Origin of the sequence: Mycolicibacterium sp. MU0050 (assembly GCF_963378085.1) — a bacterium.
In the GTDB taxonomy this organism is placed as follows: domain Bacteria; phylum Actinomycetota; class Actinomycetes; order Mycobacteriales; family Mycobacteriaceae; genus Mycobacterium; species Mycobacterium wendilense.
Genome location: NZ_OY726395.1, coordinates 1 through 18,367 on the forward strand (window position 1 = coordinate 1; position 18,367 = coordinate 18,367).

The 18,367-nt window shown below is 65.9% G+C and carries 15 protein-coding genes and 2 tRNA genes; 13 read left to right on the plus strand and 4 right to left on the minus strand.

Features of this window, described 5'->3' with window-relative positions; genetic code table 11:
- Positions 1–20 precede the first annotated feature (20 nt).
- The 10 genes from dnaA (at position 21) to R2K23_RS00050 (ending at position 12,119) form a co-directional block, all read left to right on the plus strand.
- Positions 21–1,547 (plus strand): chromosomal replication initiator protein DnaA, encoded by a 1,527-nt coding sequence (gene dnaA / locus R2K23_RS00005; protein WP_316513437.1) that lies wholly within the window; start codon positions 21–23, stop codon positions 1,545–1,547.
- 663 nt (positions 1,548–2,210) lie between these two features.
- Positions 2,211–3,413: a DNA polymerase III subunit beta gene (dnaN, locus tag R2K23_RS00010; RefSeq protein WP_396892736.1), complete on the plus strand. Its 1,203-nt coding sequence runs from the start codon at positions 2,211–2,213 to the stop codon at positions 3,411–3,413.
- 31 nt (positions 3,414–3,444) lie between these two features.
- Positions 3,445–4,338, plus strand: a complete 894-nt coding sequence (gene gnd, locus R2K23_RS00015; RefSeq protein WP_316513441.1) for a phosphogluconate dehydrogenase (NAD(+)-dependent, decarboxylating) — start codon at positions 3,445–3,447, stop codon at positions 4,336–4,338.
- Between the two features lie 9 nt (positions 4,339–4,347).
- On the plus strand, positions 4,348–5,505 hold the full coding sequence (gene recF, locus R2K23_RS00020; protein WP_316513443.1) for a DNA replication/repair protein RecF: 1,158 nt from the start codon (positions 4,348–4,350) through the stop codon (positions 5,503–5,505).
- Complete coding sequence (locus tag R2K23_RS00025) at positions 5,502–6,074, plus strand: DUF721 family protein (protein ID WP_316513445.1); 573 nt, start codon at positions 5,502–5,504, stop codon at positions 6,072–6,074. Before recF ends, R2K23_RS00025 begins: the two co-directional genes overlap by 4 nt.
- 213 nt (positions 6,075–6,287) lie before the next feature.
- Entirely contained in the window at positions 6,288–8,315 is a 2,028-nt protein-coding gene (gyrB, locus tag R2K23_RS00030; RefSeq protein ID WP_316517547.1) for a DNA topoisomerase (ATP-hydrolyzing) subunit B, read from the plus strand.
- A gap of 48 nt (positions 8,316–8,363) precedes the next feature.
- The gene (gene gyrA, locus R2K23_RS00035; protein ID WP_316513447.1) at positions 8,364–10,883 is read left to right on the plus strand and encodes a DNA gyrase subunit A; all 2,520 of its coding nucleotides are present in this window, start codon (positions 8,364–8,366) and stop codon (positions 10,881–10,883) included.
- 22 nt (positions 10,884–10,905) lie between these two features.
- Entirely contained in the window at positions 10,906–11,775 is an 870-nt protein-coding gene (locus tag R2K23_RS00040) for a DUF3566 domain-containing protein (protein ID WP_316513449.1), read from the plus strand.
- A gap of 63 nt (positions 11,776–11,838) precedes the next feature.
- Positions 11,839–11,912, plus strand: a tRNA-Ile gene (locus R2K23_RS00045).
- 134 nt (positions 11,913–12,046) lie between these two features.
- Positions 12,047–12,119 (plus strand) — tRNA-Ala (locus R2K23_RS00050).
- 275 nt (positions 12,120–12,394) lie between these two features.
- Here R2K23_RS00050 and R2K23_RS00055 read toward each other — a convergent pair.
- On the minus strand, positions 12,395–13,633 hold the full coding sequence (locus R2K23_RS00055; RefSeq protein ID WP_316513451.1) for an IS256 family transposase: 1,239 nt from the start codon (positions 13,631–13,633) through the stop codon (positions 12,395–12,397).
- A gap of 255 nt (positions 13,634–13,888) precedes the next feature.
- On the opposite strand from R2K23_RS00055, the gene R2K23_RS00060 reads away from it, so the two are divergent.
- Together R2K23_RS00060 and R2K23_RS00065 are read left to right on the plus strand one after the other, a co-directional pair.
- Positions 13,889–14,983 carry a Fic family protein gene (locus R2K23_RS00060; protein WP_316513454.1) on the plus strand — a complete coding sequence of 365 codons (1,095 nt, stop codon included), beginning with the start codon at positions 13,889–13,891 and terminating at the stop codon, positions 14,981–14,983.
- A 371-nt stretch (positions 14,984–15,354) separates the two neighbouring features.
- Positions 15,355–16,089: a hypothetical protein gene (locus R2K23_RS00065; RefSeq protein WP_316513456.1), complete on the plus strand. Its 735-nt coding sequence runs from the start codon at positions 15,355–15,357 to the stop codon at positions 16,087–16,089.
- 42 nt (positions 16,090–16,131) lie between these two features.
- Here the strand turns inward: R2K23_RS00065 and cwsA are convergent, their stop codons facing one another.
- Positions 16,132–16,557 (minus strand): cell wall synthesis protein CwsA, encoded by a 426-nt coding sequence (gene cwsA, locus R2K23_RS00070; protein WP_316513457.1) that lies wholly within the window; start codon positions 16,555–16,557, stop codon positions 16,132–16,134.
- 124 nt (positions 16,558–16,681) lie between these two features.
- Between cwsA and R2K23_RS00075 the strand changes: the two genes are divergently transcribed.
- Positions 16,682–17,230 (plus strand): peptidylprolyl isomerase, encoded by a 549-nt coding sequence (locus R2K23_RS00075; RefSeq protein WP_316513459.1) that lies wholly within the window; start codon positions 16,682–16,684, stop codon positions 17,228–17,230.
- A 300-nt stretch (positions 17,231–17,530) separates the two neighbouring features.
- On the opposite strand, the gene R2K23_RS00080 is transcribed toward R2K23_RS00075, so the two are convergent.
- Positions 17,531–17,953: a PH domain-containing protein gene (locus R2K23_RS00080; protein ID WP_316513461.1), complete on the minus strand. Its 423-nt coding sequence runs from the start codon at positions 17,951–17,953 to the stop codon at positions 17,531–17,533.
- A gap of 148 nt (positions 17,954–18,101) precedes the next feature.
- Positions 18,102–18,365, minus strand: a complete 264-nt coding sequence (gene crgA, locus R2K23_RS00085) for a cell division protein CrgA (RefSeq protein ID WP_126331896.1) — start codon at positions 18,363–18,365, stop codon at positions 18,102–18,104.
- Positions 18,366–18,367: the final 2 nt, after the last annotated feature.

An 18,367-nucleotide genomic window follows, 5' to 3' on the forward strand; every position in this document is an offset into this window, starting at 1 on the left:
CGAAACAGGGGGATCCGTCGTTGACCGATGATCCCAGTGCTGATTTCGCGACGCTGTGGGCCGACGTCGTCGCCGAACTCAACGGAGAATCCGACGCCGCCCGCAACGGCTCCGCGCATCCCAATGCCGACGGCTTCAACCGTCCGCTGACTCCGCAGCAAAGAGCCTGGCTCAAGCTCGTCAAACCGCTGACCATCGTCGAGGGGTTTGCTCTGCTGTCCGTGCCGAGCAGCTTCGTCCAGAACGAGATCGAGCGACACCTGCGCATCCAGATCACCGACGCGTTGAGTCGCCGGCTGGGCCAGCGGGTGGAATTGGGCGTGCGGATCGCCCCGGCCGGTCCCGAGGAGGACGACGACTCGCCGGACCCGGTCGACCCGGTCTCCCCCGCCGCGACGGAAACCGAGGACACCGACGAGGTGGACGAGGACAGCGAGGCGCTGGCCAGTGCCCACGAGAGTTGGCCCACGTATTTCACCGACCGGCGCCAGGCCGCCGACCCGTCGACCACCCAGGGCGCCAGCCTCAACCGGCGCTACACCTTCGAGACTTTCGTCATCGGCTCCTCGAACCGCTTCGCCCACGCCGCGGCGCTGGCCATCGCCGAGGCGCCGGCGCGTGCCTACAACCCGTTGTTCATCTGGGGCGAATCCGGTTTGGGGAAAACACATCTCCTCCACGCCGCCGGCAATTACGCACAACGGCTCTTCCCGGGGATGCGGGTCAAGTACGTCTCCACCGAAGAGTTCACCAACGACTTCATCAACTCGCTGCGCGACGACCGCAAGGTCGCCTTCAAACGCAGTTATCGCGACACCGACGTGCTGCTCGTCGACGACATCCAGTTCATCGAGGGCAAGGAAGGTATCCAGGAAGAGTTCTTCCACACCTTCAACACGCTGCACAACGCCAACAAGCAGATCGTCATCTCGTCGGATCGCCCGCCCAAACAGCTCGCCACCCTCGAGGATCGGCTCCGGACCCGGTTCGAGTGGGGTCTGATCACCGACGTCCAGCCCCCCGAGCTGGAGACCCGCATCGCGATCTTGCGCAAGAAGGCGCAGATGGAGCGCCTCGATGTGCCCAACGACGTGCTGGAACTGATCGCCAGCAGCATCGAACGCAACATCCGCGAACTCGAGGGTGCGTTGATCCGCGTCACCGCGTTCGCCTCCCTCAACCAGACGCCCATCGACAAGGCCCTGGCCGAGATCGTGCTGCGCGATCTCATCGCCGATGCCAGCACCATGCAGATCAGCGCGGCGACCATCATGGCCGCGACCGCGGAATACTTCGACACCACGGTCGAAGAACTGCGCGGACCAGGCAAAACGCGGGCGTTGGCGCAATCCCGCCAGATCGCGATGTACCTGTGCCGCGAGCTCACCGACCTGTCTCTGCCCAAGATCGGCCAAGCTTTCGGACGCGATCACACCACCGTGATGTACGCGCAAAAGAAGATCCTCAATGAAATGGCGCATCGCCGCGAGGTCTTCGACCACGTCAAGGAACTCACCACCCGCATCCGGCAGCGCTCCAAGCGCTGACTCACCGCACTTCCCGCTTGGCCGCCCGTCAGCACGCCGCCGGCTGATCGACGTTGCGGGCCTCCAGTGCGCCCCCAGCCCCCTCCAACGGGCCCGCCGGTGTCATCCCCCGCCCCGAAACTGGCCATCAGGCCCCGCGGACGCCCCGTCGACGACAAATCCGGCCCAAAAAACTTTGGTCCCGCTCGTCACAACAGTCCCAGCGCCGCGGTGTGTAGTTACCTGTGGACAACCTGCACAACAACTGCCGGTGGCTGCGAGGTGTCGTGCACAGCTGCGATGTTCTGCACAGCCCTCCCCAGCGGTCCTCAGTGTCATCCACCGGTACTCCACACGGCCGTACCGCTCTGGGCTGCAGCAACCCGTGTTCATCCCCAGCGTGCACAGGCCCTATTACTGTTACTCCGTTATATCTCTAATTTGTTCTTTAGAAGCAGACCGTTGGGGACAGCGCGCTCACCGCCCGGCCCACACCGCGATGACCTCGGCTCACAGCGCAGATGTCAGCCGGATCGAATAGCTTTGAAGTTACGAGTGAAAGCTCTACGGTTGTTCTTCGACGCCGGTTAGGGTCGTCCTGCGGGGGCACGGTCAACGGACCTCTGGCGAAGGACCGCTCTGTCAGGGCTGTTTGTGATGACTGTGAAGTGACGAAGGGACGCTATGGCGGTGCAAGGGCCGACGGTGACAGTTGGCACCGACTTGAAGTGCCGTCTGGTTCGGGATGATTTCGCCGACGCCGTGGCATGGGTGGCGCGAAATCTGCCGACCAGGCCCACCGTGCCGGTGTTGGCCGGGGTATTGATCACCGGAACCGACGAAGGTCTGACGATCTCGGGGTTCGACTACGAGACATCCGCAGAAGTCCAGGTTGCGGCCGAAGTCGCTTCTCCGGGAAGCGTTTTGGTGTCCGGCCGATTGCTGTCGGACATCACCCGGGCGTTGCCGAACAAGCCGGTCGAGGTCAGCGTGGACGGCACCCGGGTGTCCCTGACCTGCGGAAGCGCCCGATTCTCGCTGCCGACGATGGCCGTCGAGGACTATCCGACGCTCCCGCTGCTGCCCGAGGACACCGGTGTGGTCCCGGCCGATCTGTTCGCCGAGGCCATCGGCCAGGTCGCCGTTGCTGCCGGCCGTGATGACACGCTGCCGATGCTGACCGGCATCCGGGTGGAGATTTCCGGTGAGACGGTTGTGCTGGCCGCGACCGACCGGTTCCGTCTCGCCGTTCGCGAGCTGACCTGGGCCACGTCGACCGCCGATACCGAGGCCGCGGTCCTGGTTCCGGCGAAGACGCTGGCCGAGGCCGCCAAGACCGGCGGCGCGGCCACCGAAGTTCATCTGTCCCTGGGCGCCGGCCCGAATGTCGGCAAGGAGGGACTGCTCGGCATCCGCAGCGGCGGCAAGCGCAGCACCACCCGGTTGTTGGACGCGGAGTTCCCGAAGTTCCGCCAACTGCTGCCGGCCGAGCACACCGCCGTGGCCTCCATGGGAGTCGCCGAATTGACCGAGGCGATCAAGCGCGTGGCGCTGGTCGCCGACCGCGGGGCGCAGGTCCGGATGGAATTCAGCGACGGTTCGGTGCGGCTGTCGGCGGGTGCCGACGATGTCGGCCGCGCCGAGGAGGACTTGCCGGTCGAATTTGCCGGCGAGCCGTTGACCATTGCTTTCAACCCGACGTACCTGACCGATGGGTTGGGATCGTTGCATTCGGAGCGGGTCGCGTTCGGCTTCACCACGCCGAGCAAGCCGGCGGTACTGCGGCCCGGTGGCGAGGAAGGTTCGCTGCCCGAGGGCGCCGGGCCGTTCCCGGCTGCCGAGACCGATTACGTGTATCTGTTGATGCCGGTGCGACTTCCCGGTTAGTCCGGGTCGGACCGGCTGGAAAGGGTTTTCGATGCAGCTGGGGTTGGTTGGACTCGGGAAGATGGGGTTCAACATGCGCGCGCGGTTGCGTAGCGGCGGTCACGACGTGATCGGTTACGACCCTCGGCCCGAGGTCACCGACGTCGCGACGCTGGCCGCGCTGGCCGAGGCGCTCGCGGAGCCCCGCGTGGTCTGGGTGATGGTTCCCTCGGGACCGATCACCAGCGAGACCATCGCTGAACTCGCCGACGTCCTCAGTGCCGGCGATCTGGTGGTCGACGGTGGAAACTCCCGGTACACCGAGGACGGCAAGCACGCAAAACTCCTGGCCGACAAGGGAATCGGGTTTGTCGACGCCGGCGTTTCCGGTGGTGTCTGGGGCCTGGACGAGGGCTACGGCCTGATGGTCGGCGGCACCGACGCGGATGTGGAACGCCTCATGCCGATTTTCGACACGTTGCGGCCGGAGGGTCCGCGGGAGGACGGGTTCGTCCACGCCGGGCCCATTGGCGCCGGTCATTACGCGAAAATGGTGCACAACGGCATCGAGTACGGCCTGATGACCGCGTACGCCGAGGGGTACGAGCTGCTAGCCGCCGAGGACCTCATCCAGGATCCGCAGGCCGTGATTCAGGCCTGGACCAACGGCACCGTGGTGCGGTCTTGGCTGCAACAACTGCTGGCGAAGGCCCTGGCCGAAGATCCCGGTTTGGCCGGAATCTCCGGCTATACCGAGGATTCCGGTGAGGGGCGCTGGACGGTGGAGGAAGCCATCAACCACCGGGTTCCGGTCCCGGTGATCGCCGCTTCGCTGTTCGCGCGGTTCGGGTCGCGCCAGGAGGAGTCGCCCACCATGAAGGCCGTCGCCGCGCTGCGCAATCAGTTCGGCGGCCATGCCGTCAAACGGATCGGCCTGTCCGGTTAGGTCTCGGTCGTGTACGTTCGTCACCTCGCTCTCCGTGATTTCCGGTCCTGGGAATCCGTCGATCTCGAACTGACTCCCGGACGCACGGTGTTCGTCGCACCCAACGGGTATGGAAAGACGAATCTTGTTGAGGCCCTATGGTATACCGCCACATTGGGGTCTCATCGAGTGGCCACCGACGCGCCGCTGATCCGGGCCGGCGCGCCGCGCGCGGTGGTGTCGACGATCGTGGTCAACGAGGGTCGGGAGATGGCCGTCGACCTCGAGATCGCGGCTGGCCGGGCCAACAAGGCACGGGTCAATCGGTCCCCGGTGCGCAGCACCCGGGAGGTGCTCGGCGTGGTGAAGGCGGTGTTGTTCGCGCCCGAGGACCTGTCGTTGGTGCGCGGCGACCCGGGTGATCGGCGCCGTTACCTCGATGATCTTGCGGTGCTGCGACGTCCCCGAATCGCCGGTGTCCGTGCGGATTACGAGAAGGTTGTCCGCCAGCGCACCGCACTGTTGAAGTCGGCGGCCGGCGCCCGGTATGGCTCGCGCGACGCCGGGGTGGAGGAAACCCTCGAGGTGTGGGACGGTCACCTTGCCGACTACGGCGCGGAGTTGATGGCCGCCCGGCTGGAGTTGGTCAGCGAGTTGGCGCCCGAGGTGGAGAAGTCCTACCAACTGCTTGCGCCGTCGTCGCGCTCGGCGGCGATCGCCTATCGCAGCGCCACGGACTACCCGCCGGAGGTGATCGGCGGCGCCGATGCGGTGGCCGCGCTGCGGGAGGCGCTGCTCGCCGGATTGGCGCAACGCCGCCGCGCCGAACTGGATCGCGGCGTGTGCCTGGTGGGGCCGCACCGCGACGATCTGGACTTGATGCTGGGCGACCAGCCCGCGAAAGGCTTTGCCAGCCACGGCGAATCGTGGTCGATGGCGTTGGCGCTGCGACTCGGTTCCTACGAGTTGCTGCGGGCCGAAGGTGCCGAGCCGGTGCTGCTGCTCGACGACGTGTTCGCCGAACTCGACGTATCGCGGCGCCGCGCGCTCGCCGGCGTGGCCGCCAATGCCGAGCAGGTCCTGGTGACGGCCGCTGTGTCCGAAGACATTCCGGACGACTGGGACGCCCAGCGGATTGTGGTGGACATGAAAGACAGTGAACACGGCCGAGTTTCGGAGTTGGCATGAGCGAGTCCGAAGAACCGCAGCCGAGCGAGCGGTCGGGCCCGCCCGCGCACCTGGCCCACCTCAAGGGCATGGATCTGGTGCGGCGCACCCTCGAAGAGGCCCGCGGCGCGGCCCGGGAACAGGGTAAGGATGTCGGGCGCGGCGGCCACTCCCCCCTCCGCCGGCGCCCCCGGCCCGGCCGTCGTCGCAGTTGGTCCGGTCCCGGTCCGGACAGCCGCGACCCGCAGCTGCTGGGTTCGGCGACCAGCGATCTGGCCAAGAAACGCGGTTGGAACAACAAGGTGTCCGAAGGAGTGGTGATCGGGCAGTGGGCGATGGTGGTCGGCGAACAGATCGCCGAGCACACCGAGCCGACCACGCTGCGCGACGGAGTGCTCAGTGTGTCGGCGGACAGCACCGCGTGGGCGACCCAGCTGCGGATGGTGCAGGCCCAGTTGTTGGCCAAGATCGCCGCCGCCGTCGGCGACGGGGTGGTGACCGCACTGAAGATCACCGGCCCGACCGCGCCGTCGTGGCGCAAGGGTCGCCGTCATATCCCGGGTCGCGGGCCCCGCGACACCTACGGCTGACGAGCGCGCTCAGAGCGTGCAGGATCGAACGTGAGCCGTGGGTGGTCCCGATTTGGCTATGCCCACCGAGAAAATCTGTGTCCGGCGCAATCAGATGCCGGGAAACGCCCATAGAGGATCGGTGCTGACGGGTTGTACCGGTAGACTGGCGTGATGACCTGCCGCGGTGACTAGGCCGCGGGCATGCGAAACCCCAAGGAGAAGCGTCCGACCGTGGCTGCGCAGAAGAAGAAGACCGATTACGGCGCCGAATCCATCACCGTCCTGGAGGGCCTCGAGGCCGTACGCAAGCGGCCCGGCATGTACATCGGATCCACCGGAGAACGGGGCTTACACCATCTGATCTGGGAAGTCGTCGACAACTCGGTGGACGAGGCGATGGCCGGCTACGCCACCGAGGTCGATGTGGTGCTGCTCGACGACGGCGGCGTCCAGGTCCGCGACAACGGCCGCGGTATCCCCGTGGCGATGCACGCCACCGGCGTCCCGACCGTCGACGTGGTGATGACGCAGCTGCACGCCGGCGGCAAGTTCGGCGGCGAGGACAGCGGCTACACCGTCTCCGGCGGTCTGCACGGCGTCGGTGTCTCCGTGGTCAACGCGCTGTCGAGCCGGCTGGAGGTCGACATCGCGCGCGACGGCTACGAGTGGTCGCAGGTGTACACCCGCGCCCAGCCCGGCACCCTCAAACAGGGCGAACCCACCAAGAAGTCCGGAACGACCATCCGATTCTGGGCCGACCCGGAGATCTTCGAGACCACCGTCTACGACTTCGAGACCGTCGCCCGACGCCTGCAGGAGATGGCCTTCCTCAACAAGGGTCTGACGATCAAGCTCACCGACGAGCGGGTCTCGGTCGAGGAGGTCGTCGACGAGGTGGTCAGCGAGACCGCCGAAGCCCCGAAGTCCGCCGAGGAGCAGGCCGCCGAGGCCGCGGGACCCGCCAAGGTCAAGCACCGTACCTTCCATTACCCGGGCGGCCTGGTCGACTACGTCAAGCACATCAACCGCACCAAGACGCCGATCCACCAGAGCATCGTCGATTTCGAGAGCAAGGGCACCGGCCACGAGGTCGAGGTCGCCATGCAGTGGAACGCCGGCTACTCGGAGTCGGTGCACACCTTCGCCAACACCATCAACACCCATGAGGGCGGCACTCACGAGGAGGGCTTCCGCGCCGCGCTGACCTCGGTGGTGAACCGGTACGCCAAGGACAAGAAGCTGCTCAAGGACAAGGACCCGAACCTCACCGGCGACGACATCCGGGAGGGGTTGGCCGCGGTCATCTCCGTCAAGGTCGCCGAACCGCAGTTCGAGGGTCAGACCAAGACCAAGCTGGGCAACACCGAGGTGAAGTCTTTTGTCCAGAAGGCCTGCAACGAGCAGCTGAACCACTGGTTCGAGGCAAACCCGGCCGAGGCGAAAACCGTTGTCAACAAAGCGGTTTCCTCCGCCCAGGCCCGCATCGCGGCCCGCAAGGCCCGAGAGTTGGTGCGGCGCAAGAGCGCAACCGACCTCGGTGGTCTGCCCGGCAAGCTCGCCGACTGCCGCTCGACGGATCCCAGTAAGTCCGAACTGTATGTGGTGGAGGGTGATTCCGCCGGCGGCTCGGCCAAGAGCGGCCGCGATTCGATGTTCCAGGCGATCCTGCCGTTGCGCGGCAAGATCATCAACGTCGAGAAGGCCCGCATCGACCGGGTGCTGAAGAACACCGAAGTCCAGGCCATCATCACGGCGCTGGGCACCGGTATCCACGACGAGTTCGACATCGAGAAGCTGCGGTATCACAAGATCGTGCTGATGGCCGACGCCGACGTCGACGGCCAGCACATCTCCACACTGCTGCTGACGTTGTTGTTCCGGTTCATGCGCCCGCTGATCGAGAACGGCCACGTGTTCCTGGCGCAGCCGCCGCTGTACAAGCTGAAGTGGCAGCGTTCCGAGCCCGAATTCGCCTACTCCGACCGGGAGCGCGACGGTCTGCTGGAGGCGGGGCGCAAGGCCGGCCGCAAGATCAACGCCGACGACGGCATCCAGCGCTACAAGGGTCTGGGCGAGATGGACGCCAAGGAACTGTGGGAGACCACCATGGATCCCTCGGTGCGGGTGCTGCGCCAAGTCACCCTCGATGATGCGGCCGCCGCCGACGAATTGTTCTCGATCCTGATGGGCGAGGACGTCGAGGCCCGCCGCAGTTTCATCACCCGTAATGCCAAGGATGTCCGCTTCCTGGATGTGTAACCGGCACAACGGTTTACACCCAGCTTGCGAGGATAGATTGAGGAGCGCATGACAGACACGACGCTGCCGCCCGACGACGGCCCGCGCGACCGCATCGAACCGGTCGACATTCAGCAGGAGATGCAGCGCAGCTACATCGACTACGCCATGAGCGTGATCGTGGGCCGCGCGCTGCCGGAGGTACGCGACGGTCTCAAGCCCGTGCACCGCCGTGTGCTCTACGCGATGTACGACTCGGGCTTCCGTCCGGATCGCAGCCACGCGAAGTCGGCCCGTTCGGTCGCCGAGACGATGGGTAACTATCACCCGCACGGTGATTCGTCGATCTACGACACCCTGGTGCGGATGGCGCAGCCCTGGTCGTTGCGCTACCCCCTGGTCGACGGGCAGGGCAACTTCGGCTCGCCGGGCAACGACCCGCCGGCGGCCATGCGCTACACCGAGGCGCGGCTGACTCCGCTGGCCATGGAGATGCTGCGTGAAATCGACGAGGAGACAGTCGATTTCATCCCGAACTACGACGGCCGCGTGCAGGAACCGACGGTGCTTCCGAGCCGGTTCCCGAACCTGCTGGCCAACGGTTCCGGCGGCATCGCCGTCGGCATGGCCACCAACATCCCGCCGCACAACCTCCGGGAGCTCGCCGAGGCCGTGTACTGGGCGTTGGAGAACTACGACGCGGACGAGGAAACCACCCTCGAGGCCGTCATGGAACGGGTCAAGGGACCCGACTTCCCCACGCACGGACTGATTGTCGGCTCGCAGGGCATCAACGACGCCTACCGGACGGGCCGCGGTTCGATCCGGATGCGCGGCGTGGTGGAGATCGAGGAGGACAGCCGGGGCCGCAACTCGCTGGTCATCACCGAGCTGCCCTACCAGGTCAACCACGACAACTTCATCACCTCGATCGCCGAGCAGGTCCGCGACGGCAAGCTCGGCGGCATCTCCAACATCGAGGACCAGTCCAGTGACCGGGTGGGCCTGCGGATCGTCATCGAGCTCAAGCGCGATGCCGTGGCCAAGGTGGTGGTGAACAACCTCTACAAGCACACCCAGCTGCAGAGCAGCTTCGGCGCCCACATGCTGTCCATCGTCGACGGCGTGCCGCGCACGCTGCGGTTGGACCAGATGATCCGCCATTACGTCGAGCATCAGATCGACGTCATCGTCCGGCGGACCACCTACCGACTGCGCAAGGCCAACGAGCGGGCCCACATCCTGCGCGGTCTGGTCAAGGCGCTCGATGCGCTCGACGAGGTCATCGCGTTGATCCGGGCCTCGCAGACCGTCGACATCGCTCGCGCGGGCCTGATCGAGCTGCTCGACATCGACGAGATTCAGGCGCAGGCCATCCTCGACATGCAGCTGCGCCGGCTGGCCGCGCTGGAACGCCAACGCATTGTCGATGACCTGGCCAAGATCGAGGCCGAGATCGCCGACCTCGAGGACATCCTGGCGAGGCCCGAGCGTCAGCGCGGCATCGTGCGCGACGAGCTCGCCGAGATCGTCGAGAAGCACGGCGACGACCGCCGGACCCGGATCATCGCGGCCGACGGCGACGTCAGTGACGAGGATCTGATCGCGCGTGAGGACGTCGTCGTCACCATCACCGAGACCGGATACGCCAAGCGGACCAAGACCGACCTCTACCGCAGCCAGAAACGCGGCGGCAAGGGTGTCCAGGGCGCCGGGCTCAAGCAGGACGACATCGTCGCGCACTTCTTCGTGTGCTCCACGCACGACTGGATTCTGTTCTTCACCACGCAGGGCCGGGTGTACCGGGCCAAGGCCTACGACCTGCCCGAGATGACGCGCACCGCCCGCGGCCAGCACGTCGCCAACCTGCTGGCCTTCCAGCCGGAGGAGCGAATCGCGCAGGTCATCCAGATCAAGAGTTACGAGGATGCGCCGTATCTGGTCCTGGCGACGCGCAACGGTCTGGTCAAGAAGTCGCGGCTGACCGACTTCGACTCCAACCGCTCCGGCGGCATCGTCGCGATCAACCTGCGCGAGGGTGACGAGCTGGTGGGCGCCGTGCTGTGTTCGGCCGAGGAGGACCTGCTGCTGGTCAGCGCCAAGGGCCAGTCCATCCGGTTCTCGGCCACCGACGAGGCGCTGCGCCCGATGGGGCGGGCGACCTCGGGCGTGCAGGGCATGCGGTTCAACGAGGACGACGAGCTGCTGTCGCTCAACGTCGTGCGCGAGGACACCTACCTGTTGGTGGCCACCTCCGGTGGGTACGCCAAGCGGACCGCCATCGAGGAGTACACGGTGCAGGGCCGCGGCGGTAAAGGCATCCTGACCATCCAGTACGACAAACGTCGTGGCAATCTGGTCGGTGCGCTGATCGTCGACGAGGACAGCGAGCTGTACGCCATCACCTCCGGCGGCGGTGTCATCCGGACGGCGGCACGACAGGTGCGCAAGGCCGGCCGGCAGACCAAGGGCGTTCGGTTGATGAACCTCGGTGAGGGCGACACACTGTTAGCCATCGCGCGCAACGCCGACGAGGTCAGCGCCGATGAGATCGAAGAAGCGCCCGAGTCGGCAGACGCCGACGAGTAGCGGTCAGAGGGACGGAGTAGGTGTGAGTTCACCGAACGAGCCGGGCCATTCGGGTCCCGGCGAGGGGACCGGCGCGGGCAACGGCGCCGCCGACCGCGCCGCGACTCGGGCCACTGCCCCGGTGCCGCGAGTCACCGAGTCCGGCGACGTGCCGCCGTGGCAGCGCGGTGCGGGCCGCTCGCAGCCGGCGCGACCGCCGGCCGACCAGCCGGCTCGCCCGCCGGCCCCGGCGGAGCAGCCGGGCCGGGAGAAGCCCGAGCAGCGCCCGGACAGCCGGGTCAGCCGCTACATCACGGGCACGGCCGCCCCTGGGGCCCTGCAGGGCGCCGGGAAGCCCGCGGCGGAGCCCGACCAGGGCCCGGCCCGCCCGGCCGAGCGCAACAAGGAGTACGCGAGCGAGCTGCCCGACCTGTCCGGCCCGCAGCCCCGTCCGGCCGCGGCCCGACGGGACACCGCGGATCGGGCGGAGTCCGGGCCCGGACGGTCGACGGCCACCGGCCGGATCCAGGTGGGCAGCCGCGCCAAGTCCGGCCCGGTGCGCGCCAGCATGCAGATCCGGCGCATCGATCCGTGGAGCACGCTGAAGGTGTCGCTGCTGCTGTCGGTGGCGCTGTTCTTCGTGTGGATGATCGCGGTGGCGTTCCTGTACCTGGTGCTGGGTGGCATGGGAGTGTGGACGAAGCTGAACAGCAACGTCGGCGACCTGCTCACCAGCACCGGCGGCGCCGGCGGGGAGTTGGTGTCCAGCGGCACGATCTTCGGCGGCGCGCTGCTGATCGGCCTGGTCAACATCGTGCTGCTGACCGCGATGGCGACTATCGGGGCCTTCATTTACAACCTGTCGACCGACATCGTCGGCGGCGTCGAGGTGACGCTGGCGGACCGGGATTAGCCGCGCCGGAGCCCGCGTTTTGTTCGCAGGGCTCCCGGTGCGGTAATCTCGCTGCTCGGTAACGGGCCTATAGCTCAGGCGGTTAGAGCGCTTCGCTGATAACGAAGAGGTCGGAGGTTCGAGTCCTCCTAGGCCCACTATGAGACTGCTACTGGTGGTTGTGATCGTCGCCGCGGCCGCCGTGGTGTTTCGGTCGCGCCGGCGTGGCGAGGTCTGGCATTCTGTACCGGAATCAGCAGCCGATCAGACACCCGCGGTTGATCACCGCTGAGGGGCCTTAGCTCAGTTGGTAGAGCGCTGCCTTTGCAAGGCAGATGTCAGGAGTTCGAATCTCCTAGGCTCCACAAGTAAAAGCAGTAGTTCAGAGGCGGTTTCGGTACTGACTACGGAGCCGCTTTTGTCGTTCCCGACCACATTCTGACCGTCGTCACGGAGCGAGTCAGCTTGATCTTCAACCCATCGAGATCCAGATCGTGCCACCGTGGTTCCACGGACTCCCCGAACCGCAACCCACAGGTCCCCAAGTCGATGGCGATTCACCAGGGATAGTGCCCCTTGGGGTGGTGGACTTCGGATCGGCGTGGGTGCACGCGTGGTGATCAACGAGTCGTGGTGAATGTTAGGCGATTTGGCGTTGTTCGGCGATGGGTTCGGCGGCGGCGTGTTTGGCGGCGATGACTTTGCGCAGCTCAGCCATGGACACCTCGGACAGGTAGCGGCGGGTGACCTGCCATTCGTCGTGGGCTTCGATGACCACGGCGGTGGCCAACCGTAGGAACGCGGCCGGGTTGGGGAAGATCTCGACGACATCGGCGCGGCGTTTGATCTCCTTGTTGAGCCGCTCGATCGGGTTGTTCGACCAGATCTTCTGCCAGTGGGTACGCGGGAACGCGGTAAACGCCAGCACGTCGGCTTTGGCCTCATCCATCATCGCGGCCACTTTCGGGAAACTGGACGAGAGGGTGTCGGCGACCTGATCCCACTGCGCGGCGACCTCGGCGGGGTCGGTGTGGGCGAAGATCGTCTTGACCGCTGCGGTGACCGCCGGGGCGTGTTTGGCGGCCACCGCCCCGTGCAGGTTGCGCATGAAATGCACCCGGCAGCGCTGCCAGGACGAGCCGGTGAACTGCTGGGCGACGGCGGCTTTCAACCCGGCGTGGGCATCGGAGATCACCAGGTGCACGCCGGTCAGGCCGCGGGCCTTGAGCGAGGCCAGGAACTCCCGCCAGAACTCGAAAGACTCGCTGTCACCGACGGCGGTGCCCAGCACCTCCCGGGTGCCATCGATGGAGACGCCGGTGGCCACCACCAGGGCCTGGGAGACCACGTGGGCGCCGACGCGGACCTTGCAGAACGTCGCATCGCAGAACACGTAGGGAAATGAGGTGTGGGTCAGGCTGCGGGTTCGAAACGCCTCGATCTCGCGGTCGAGGCCGGCGCAGATGCGCGAGACCTCCGATTTGGAGACCCCGGATCCAACCCCGAGTGCGGCGACCAGGTCATCGACGTTGCGAGTCGACACACCATGGACGTAGGCCTCCATGATCACCGCATGCAGGGCCTTGTCGATGCGACGCCGGCGTTCCAGCAGGGACGGGAAGAAGGAGCCGGCTCGCAGTTTGGGGATCTTGACCTCGATATCGCCCGAGGTCGTCGACACCGTCTTGGGCCGATGCCCGTTGCGGTGCGTACTGCGTTCGCCGCTGCGTTGGTAGCGTCCGGCCCCGATGGTCTCGGTGGCCTCGGCCTCGATCAACGCCTGCAGCCCAGCGCGGATCAGCTCAGCGAACACCGCCCCGACATCAGCGGACTTGAGTGCATCGAGTTGGGCGAGCAAGGCAGAATGGTCCTGGGTCATCGCGTGGTGCGTCCTTTGCTTGAGTCACTTGGTAGGTAACTCATTGACCACTACGCGATGACCCGCCCGAAAGCCCTCAACGACACACCCCGGCCTGGGCCGTCCTCAGCTCCGAAACCCCACCACACCAAGGGACTTACCCTCACCACAGGACTTTTAGACGACGTGTGAACTAAGTTCGCACATGCGCAAAACATAGAAAGATTGCGCGAATTTCTTTGCATATTGCCTCAAGGTCTGGGATCGTTAGGCAGTGTGACGGACTGGCAACGTGACAGGCCCTACAACGAACTTCCTCCACCACCTACCGCCGACCAGCTCGAAAGCCGCAGAGTACTCAAGGCTGCCATTGGTGCCAATACTGCGCTTGGTCAGCTCGATCAGGCAGTTGTGTCGATCCCGAACCCGACTGTTCTGATCAATACGTTGCCTGTCTTGGAGGCTCAGGCAAGCTCGGAAATCGAGAACGTGGTGACCACGACGGATGAGCTGTTCCGCCACCTGGACGACGACGCCGGCGCAGATCCGGCTACCCGCGAGACTCTTAGATATCGCACTGCGTTACGGGTGGGATTCGAGATGACGGAAGAACGCGGTCTGACCGCCGCGACTGCTAGTGCGGTCTGCAGCACTATCAAAGGCCGCGAAATGAAGGTCCGCGCTGTCCCGGGCACCCGGATCGCCAGTCCCGCCACGGGCGAGATCATCTATAGCCCGCCCGAGGGGCGCGATGTGATTGACGAGAAGCTCTCGGAATGGGAAAGGTTCATCCATGCAGGCGATGGTCTGGACCCGCTCGTCCGGATGGCTGCTGCGCACTATCAGTTCGAGGCGATTCACCCCTTCTCCGATGGCAACGGTCGCACCGGCCGCATCTTGAACGTGTTGATGCTTGTCGAGGCTGGCTTGTTGAGGCTCCCGGTCCTGTACCTGTCGCGTTACATCATCGACACAAAAAACGACTATTACCGTCTGCTGCTCGCGGTGACTGCTGAGTCTGCGTGGGAGGAGTGGGTGCTTTACGTGCTGAGAGGCGTTGAACTGACGTCGCGCTACACGCTGCGGAAGGTCACTGCCATCCGCGCGTTGCAGGACGATTTCAACAAGAGAGCGCGCGCGGCGTCCAAGGGCGGCGCAGACTCCGAGTTTCAAGCAATACTGTTCGAGCAGCCCTACTGCCGTATTCAGACGGTCATGGATCGTTGCGGCGTGTCCCGTCCCACAGCATCCAACTGGCTAGGTGCATTGGCAGACGCTGGAATGCTCCAGAACGTGAAGATCGGCCGTGACCGCCTCTTCATCAACAGGGAGTTTCTGCAGCTGTTAGTCCGGCGAGAACCTACGGGTTGACGTTCTGGACATGCGAAGAGATTTTGCATCTTCCAAAAAAGTGGAAAGAAATGCGGTTCAAAGTTGCGCAAAAAGCGTGTCACAGCTCACGGCGGTGGATGATGAACGCCCAGGGTTCAGCCGCGCTGCGACCACATTTGGCCACAGTTCCAGATAACTGCGATGAGCTACAGCCATGCGTTCCCGCAGCTCACCCCAGCCCGAGCCTGTGGACCTGCGGGCCGGTTCGCCTTTGGAAGGCAGATGTCAGGAGTTCGAATCTCCTAGGCTCCACAAATACGGTCCGGCGTGGCCCGGCTTCTCCTGCGCTGCCTCGTTCTCTCGCTTGATACCCGCCTCGGTGTCGTCGCCCGGCACTAGCATGCGCGTCTATGACCGAGGGCCGACCGGGCGACGATGAACCCGAGACCACGGTCGATTCCGCCCCGAACGCGGAGACGGAATTCGCAGCACTGCCCGCGGCGGACACTGCGTCCCGCCTGGCCTGGGAGCTCGACGACGGCCCCGAGTGGAAGCCTCCGTTCTGGACACCGGGGAAGATCACCGTCGTCGCGGTAGCGATCGCGGTGGTCGCCGCCGTCGCCGTGGCGGGATTCGCCGGGTACCACCTGCGGGGTGGATCGGAGCCATCGCCGAGCCAGGCATCCAGGGCGCCGCTTGCGACCGCCACCGTTCCGGCCACGGCGTCCCCGCTCCCCCGAGAAGCCGAACCGCCGCCCGCTCCCCCGCCACCGGTACCGCGGCCCACCACACCGCGCGGCCCCGTCGACCTTGCAGCGCCGCGGGGCACCACTTTTGTCGGCACCCAGTCCGGCAGAACGTCCTGCCAGCTCACAGCAGGTTCCGTCGCGTGTCTGGTCGACTTCGTGGTCGACACACCCCGCCGCTACGGCGCACCCGCCAACGGCGCACAGATCTCGATCAACGGCGACTTCGAATGGATCCTCGGGGACGCCGGCCAACAGCAGCTGGAGCGCCTCGCCTACGGAGTGACGTATCGCGCCCTGGGTTGGACGATCAAACCCACCAGTGAGGGCACGACCTTCATCAACGACACGACCGGGCACGGCATGACAGTCAGCGTCGAGGGCGTCCAGCCGTTCTGAGCGGCTCGGAGTACGGGGCCAGCGCTGGCTGTGGCTGCCCGGTTAGGGCTTCGGGTCGATCTGCACGCTGGGCGGCCGCGGCGACGGCTCGGGCTGGGTGTTGCGCCGCACGAACGCGAACGCGGCCCCACCGAGCACCAGGGTGCCGGCGACGGCCCCGGCGATGATCCAGGGCCGCTTGCTGGTTCGCCGATTGGCGCGCGCCTCGCGGAAGCTCTCGGGCAGTTCGGCGAGGACCTCCCCCGCCGTGCTGAGCTCCCGGGTCAGCGCCGTCTGGGCATCGGCGAGCTCCTTGCGCAACTGGCTGTCCCGGTAACGCTGCCGGGCGCCGGCCACGGCGGCCGCCACGGCGTTCGCGCTCAGGCCGACAGCTCCCCTGGTGATGTCGACGGGCCCGGCCGCGGTGTGGGCGAGTCCGCGAGTAAGGCGCTGTCCGGGCGTGAGCCGGGTCTCGGTGCTCGAGGTCATATCCACCTTCTCCATCTGAACGGGCGTCTGGGAACCTTCGCGACGACGCGTGGTGTTCACTCTGCCACCATCGCGGCCGGGTTGGGGCAAAGGGGAGGTGGGCCATCACGTCGCCAGGGCGCTAGTGGCAGACTGTAAAACCGTGACTACGAGCCCCATTCAGACCGCTACCGCCACACTGCACACCAACCGCGGCGATATCAAGATCGCGCTGTTCGGTAACCACGCCCCCAAGACCGTCGCGAACTTCGTCGGCCTGGCCCAGGGCACCAAGGAGTACTCGACGGAGAATGCGTCGGGTGGCAGCTCGGGCCCGTTCTACGACGGCACGGTGTTCCACCGGGTCATCGAGGGTTTCATGATCCAGGGCGGCGATCCGACCGGCACCGGCCGCGGCGGACCCGGCTACAAGTTCGCCGACGAGTTCCACCCCGAACTGCAGTTCGACAAGCCCTACCTGCTGGCCATGGCCAACGCCGGACCGGGCACCAACGGATCGCAGTTCTTCGTCACCGTCGGCCCCACCCCGCACCTCAACCGCCGGCACACCATCTTCGGTGAGGTCGTCGATCCCGAGTCGCAGAAGGTTGTCGACGCCATCGCCACCACGGCGACCGATCGCAACGACCGGCCCACCGAGGCCGTCGTGATCGAGTCGATCACCATTTCCTGACCCGGGCGCAGGCGAGACAGCTTTCGCTCTGAGGGCCGGCCGCTCTTCTTCGGAGGTGGCCGGCCCTCAGTGTGCGGATTGGTCCGCCGGATCCGCGTGTCGCGGATGAATTCGCACTTTCGGGTGGAGCCTGCGCCCAGGCCACACCCGGTGGTCCGCGCCGGGCTGAGAAACCCCTCCAAGGAGCGCCGAGCGTGCGCAGAACACGGAAATCCAGCGGCGTGTCGGCCGGGGACACGCCCAGTCGCGGGAGGTGCCGGCGCCGCGGGGGACCCAGCTCGCGGGGAAACCGGGGCGGGTCTAGCGGGTGTAGCCGGCCTCGGTGAGCGCGTCGAGCACGGCCAGCGGGTCGGTCCCGAGGTCCCAGCGGGTGAACACCCGCAGCCGATCGTCGACGGTGTCGATCTCCAGCATCCGGGCCCGCCGCCCGAGCCGCCGGAACTCCGTGATGCGAATGTTCGCGATCTCCGATTTTGGCAAAGTGGTCACGCCCCGCCACCCGCGTACCGCGAGGCCACCGTCGGTGATTGCTAGTTTTGGCCGGGCGAGCCAAGAGTTCGTTGCAAACACAAGCAGACCCACGGCGGCAACGCCGGTCAGGACCCGCCCCGGAGTGTCTGTGATCAGCATCACACAGGCGATACCCATCACGATTCCGCCGATTCCCAGCGCTGCGACACCCGCGGGCTGCGGGGCCCAATTTGTTTGCTGGAAATCATTCATAGGCACTCTTACCATTGCAGATGGAGTTATCCACAAGCGCTATCAACAATGGGGATGAATAACACGCGTGTGATTGGGTTGACAGACTCTGCCACCTTCAGTACCCGCCTGGACGCCGAAATGAATTCAACTTGAGCGCGGGTCCGGCTCAGCGCCAGCGCATGGTCAGCAAGAGCCCCGTGATCATGAAGGCAAACGCGATCGCGTAGTTCCACGGCCCGAGTTCGGCCATCCAGGGCAGCGACGACGAGGCGAGCTGGAAAACCAACAGCCAGAACAGCCCGATCAACATCAGACCCACGAAAAGCACGACAAACCACACACTGGACGGTCCGGCTTTCACCTTGACCGGGGTGCGGCTGACCGGGTTGATGGTGAAGTCGTTCTTCTTGCGAACCTTGGACTTGGGCATGG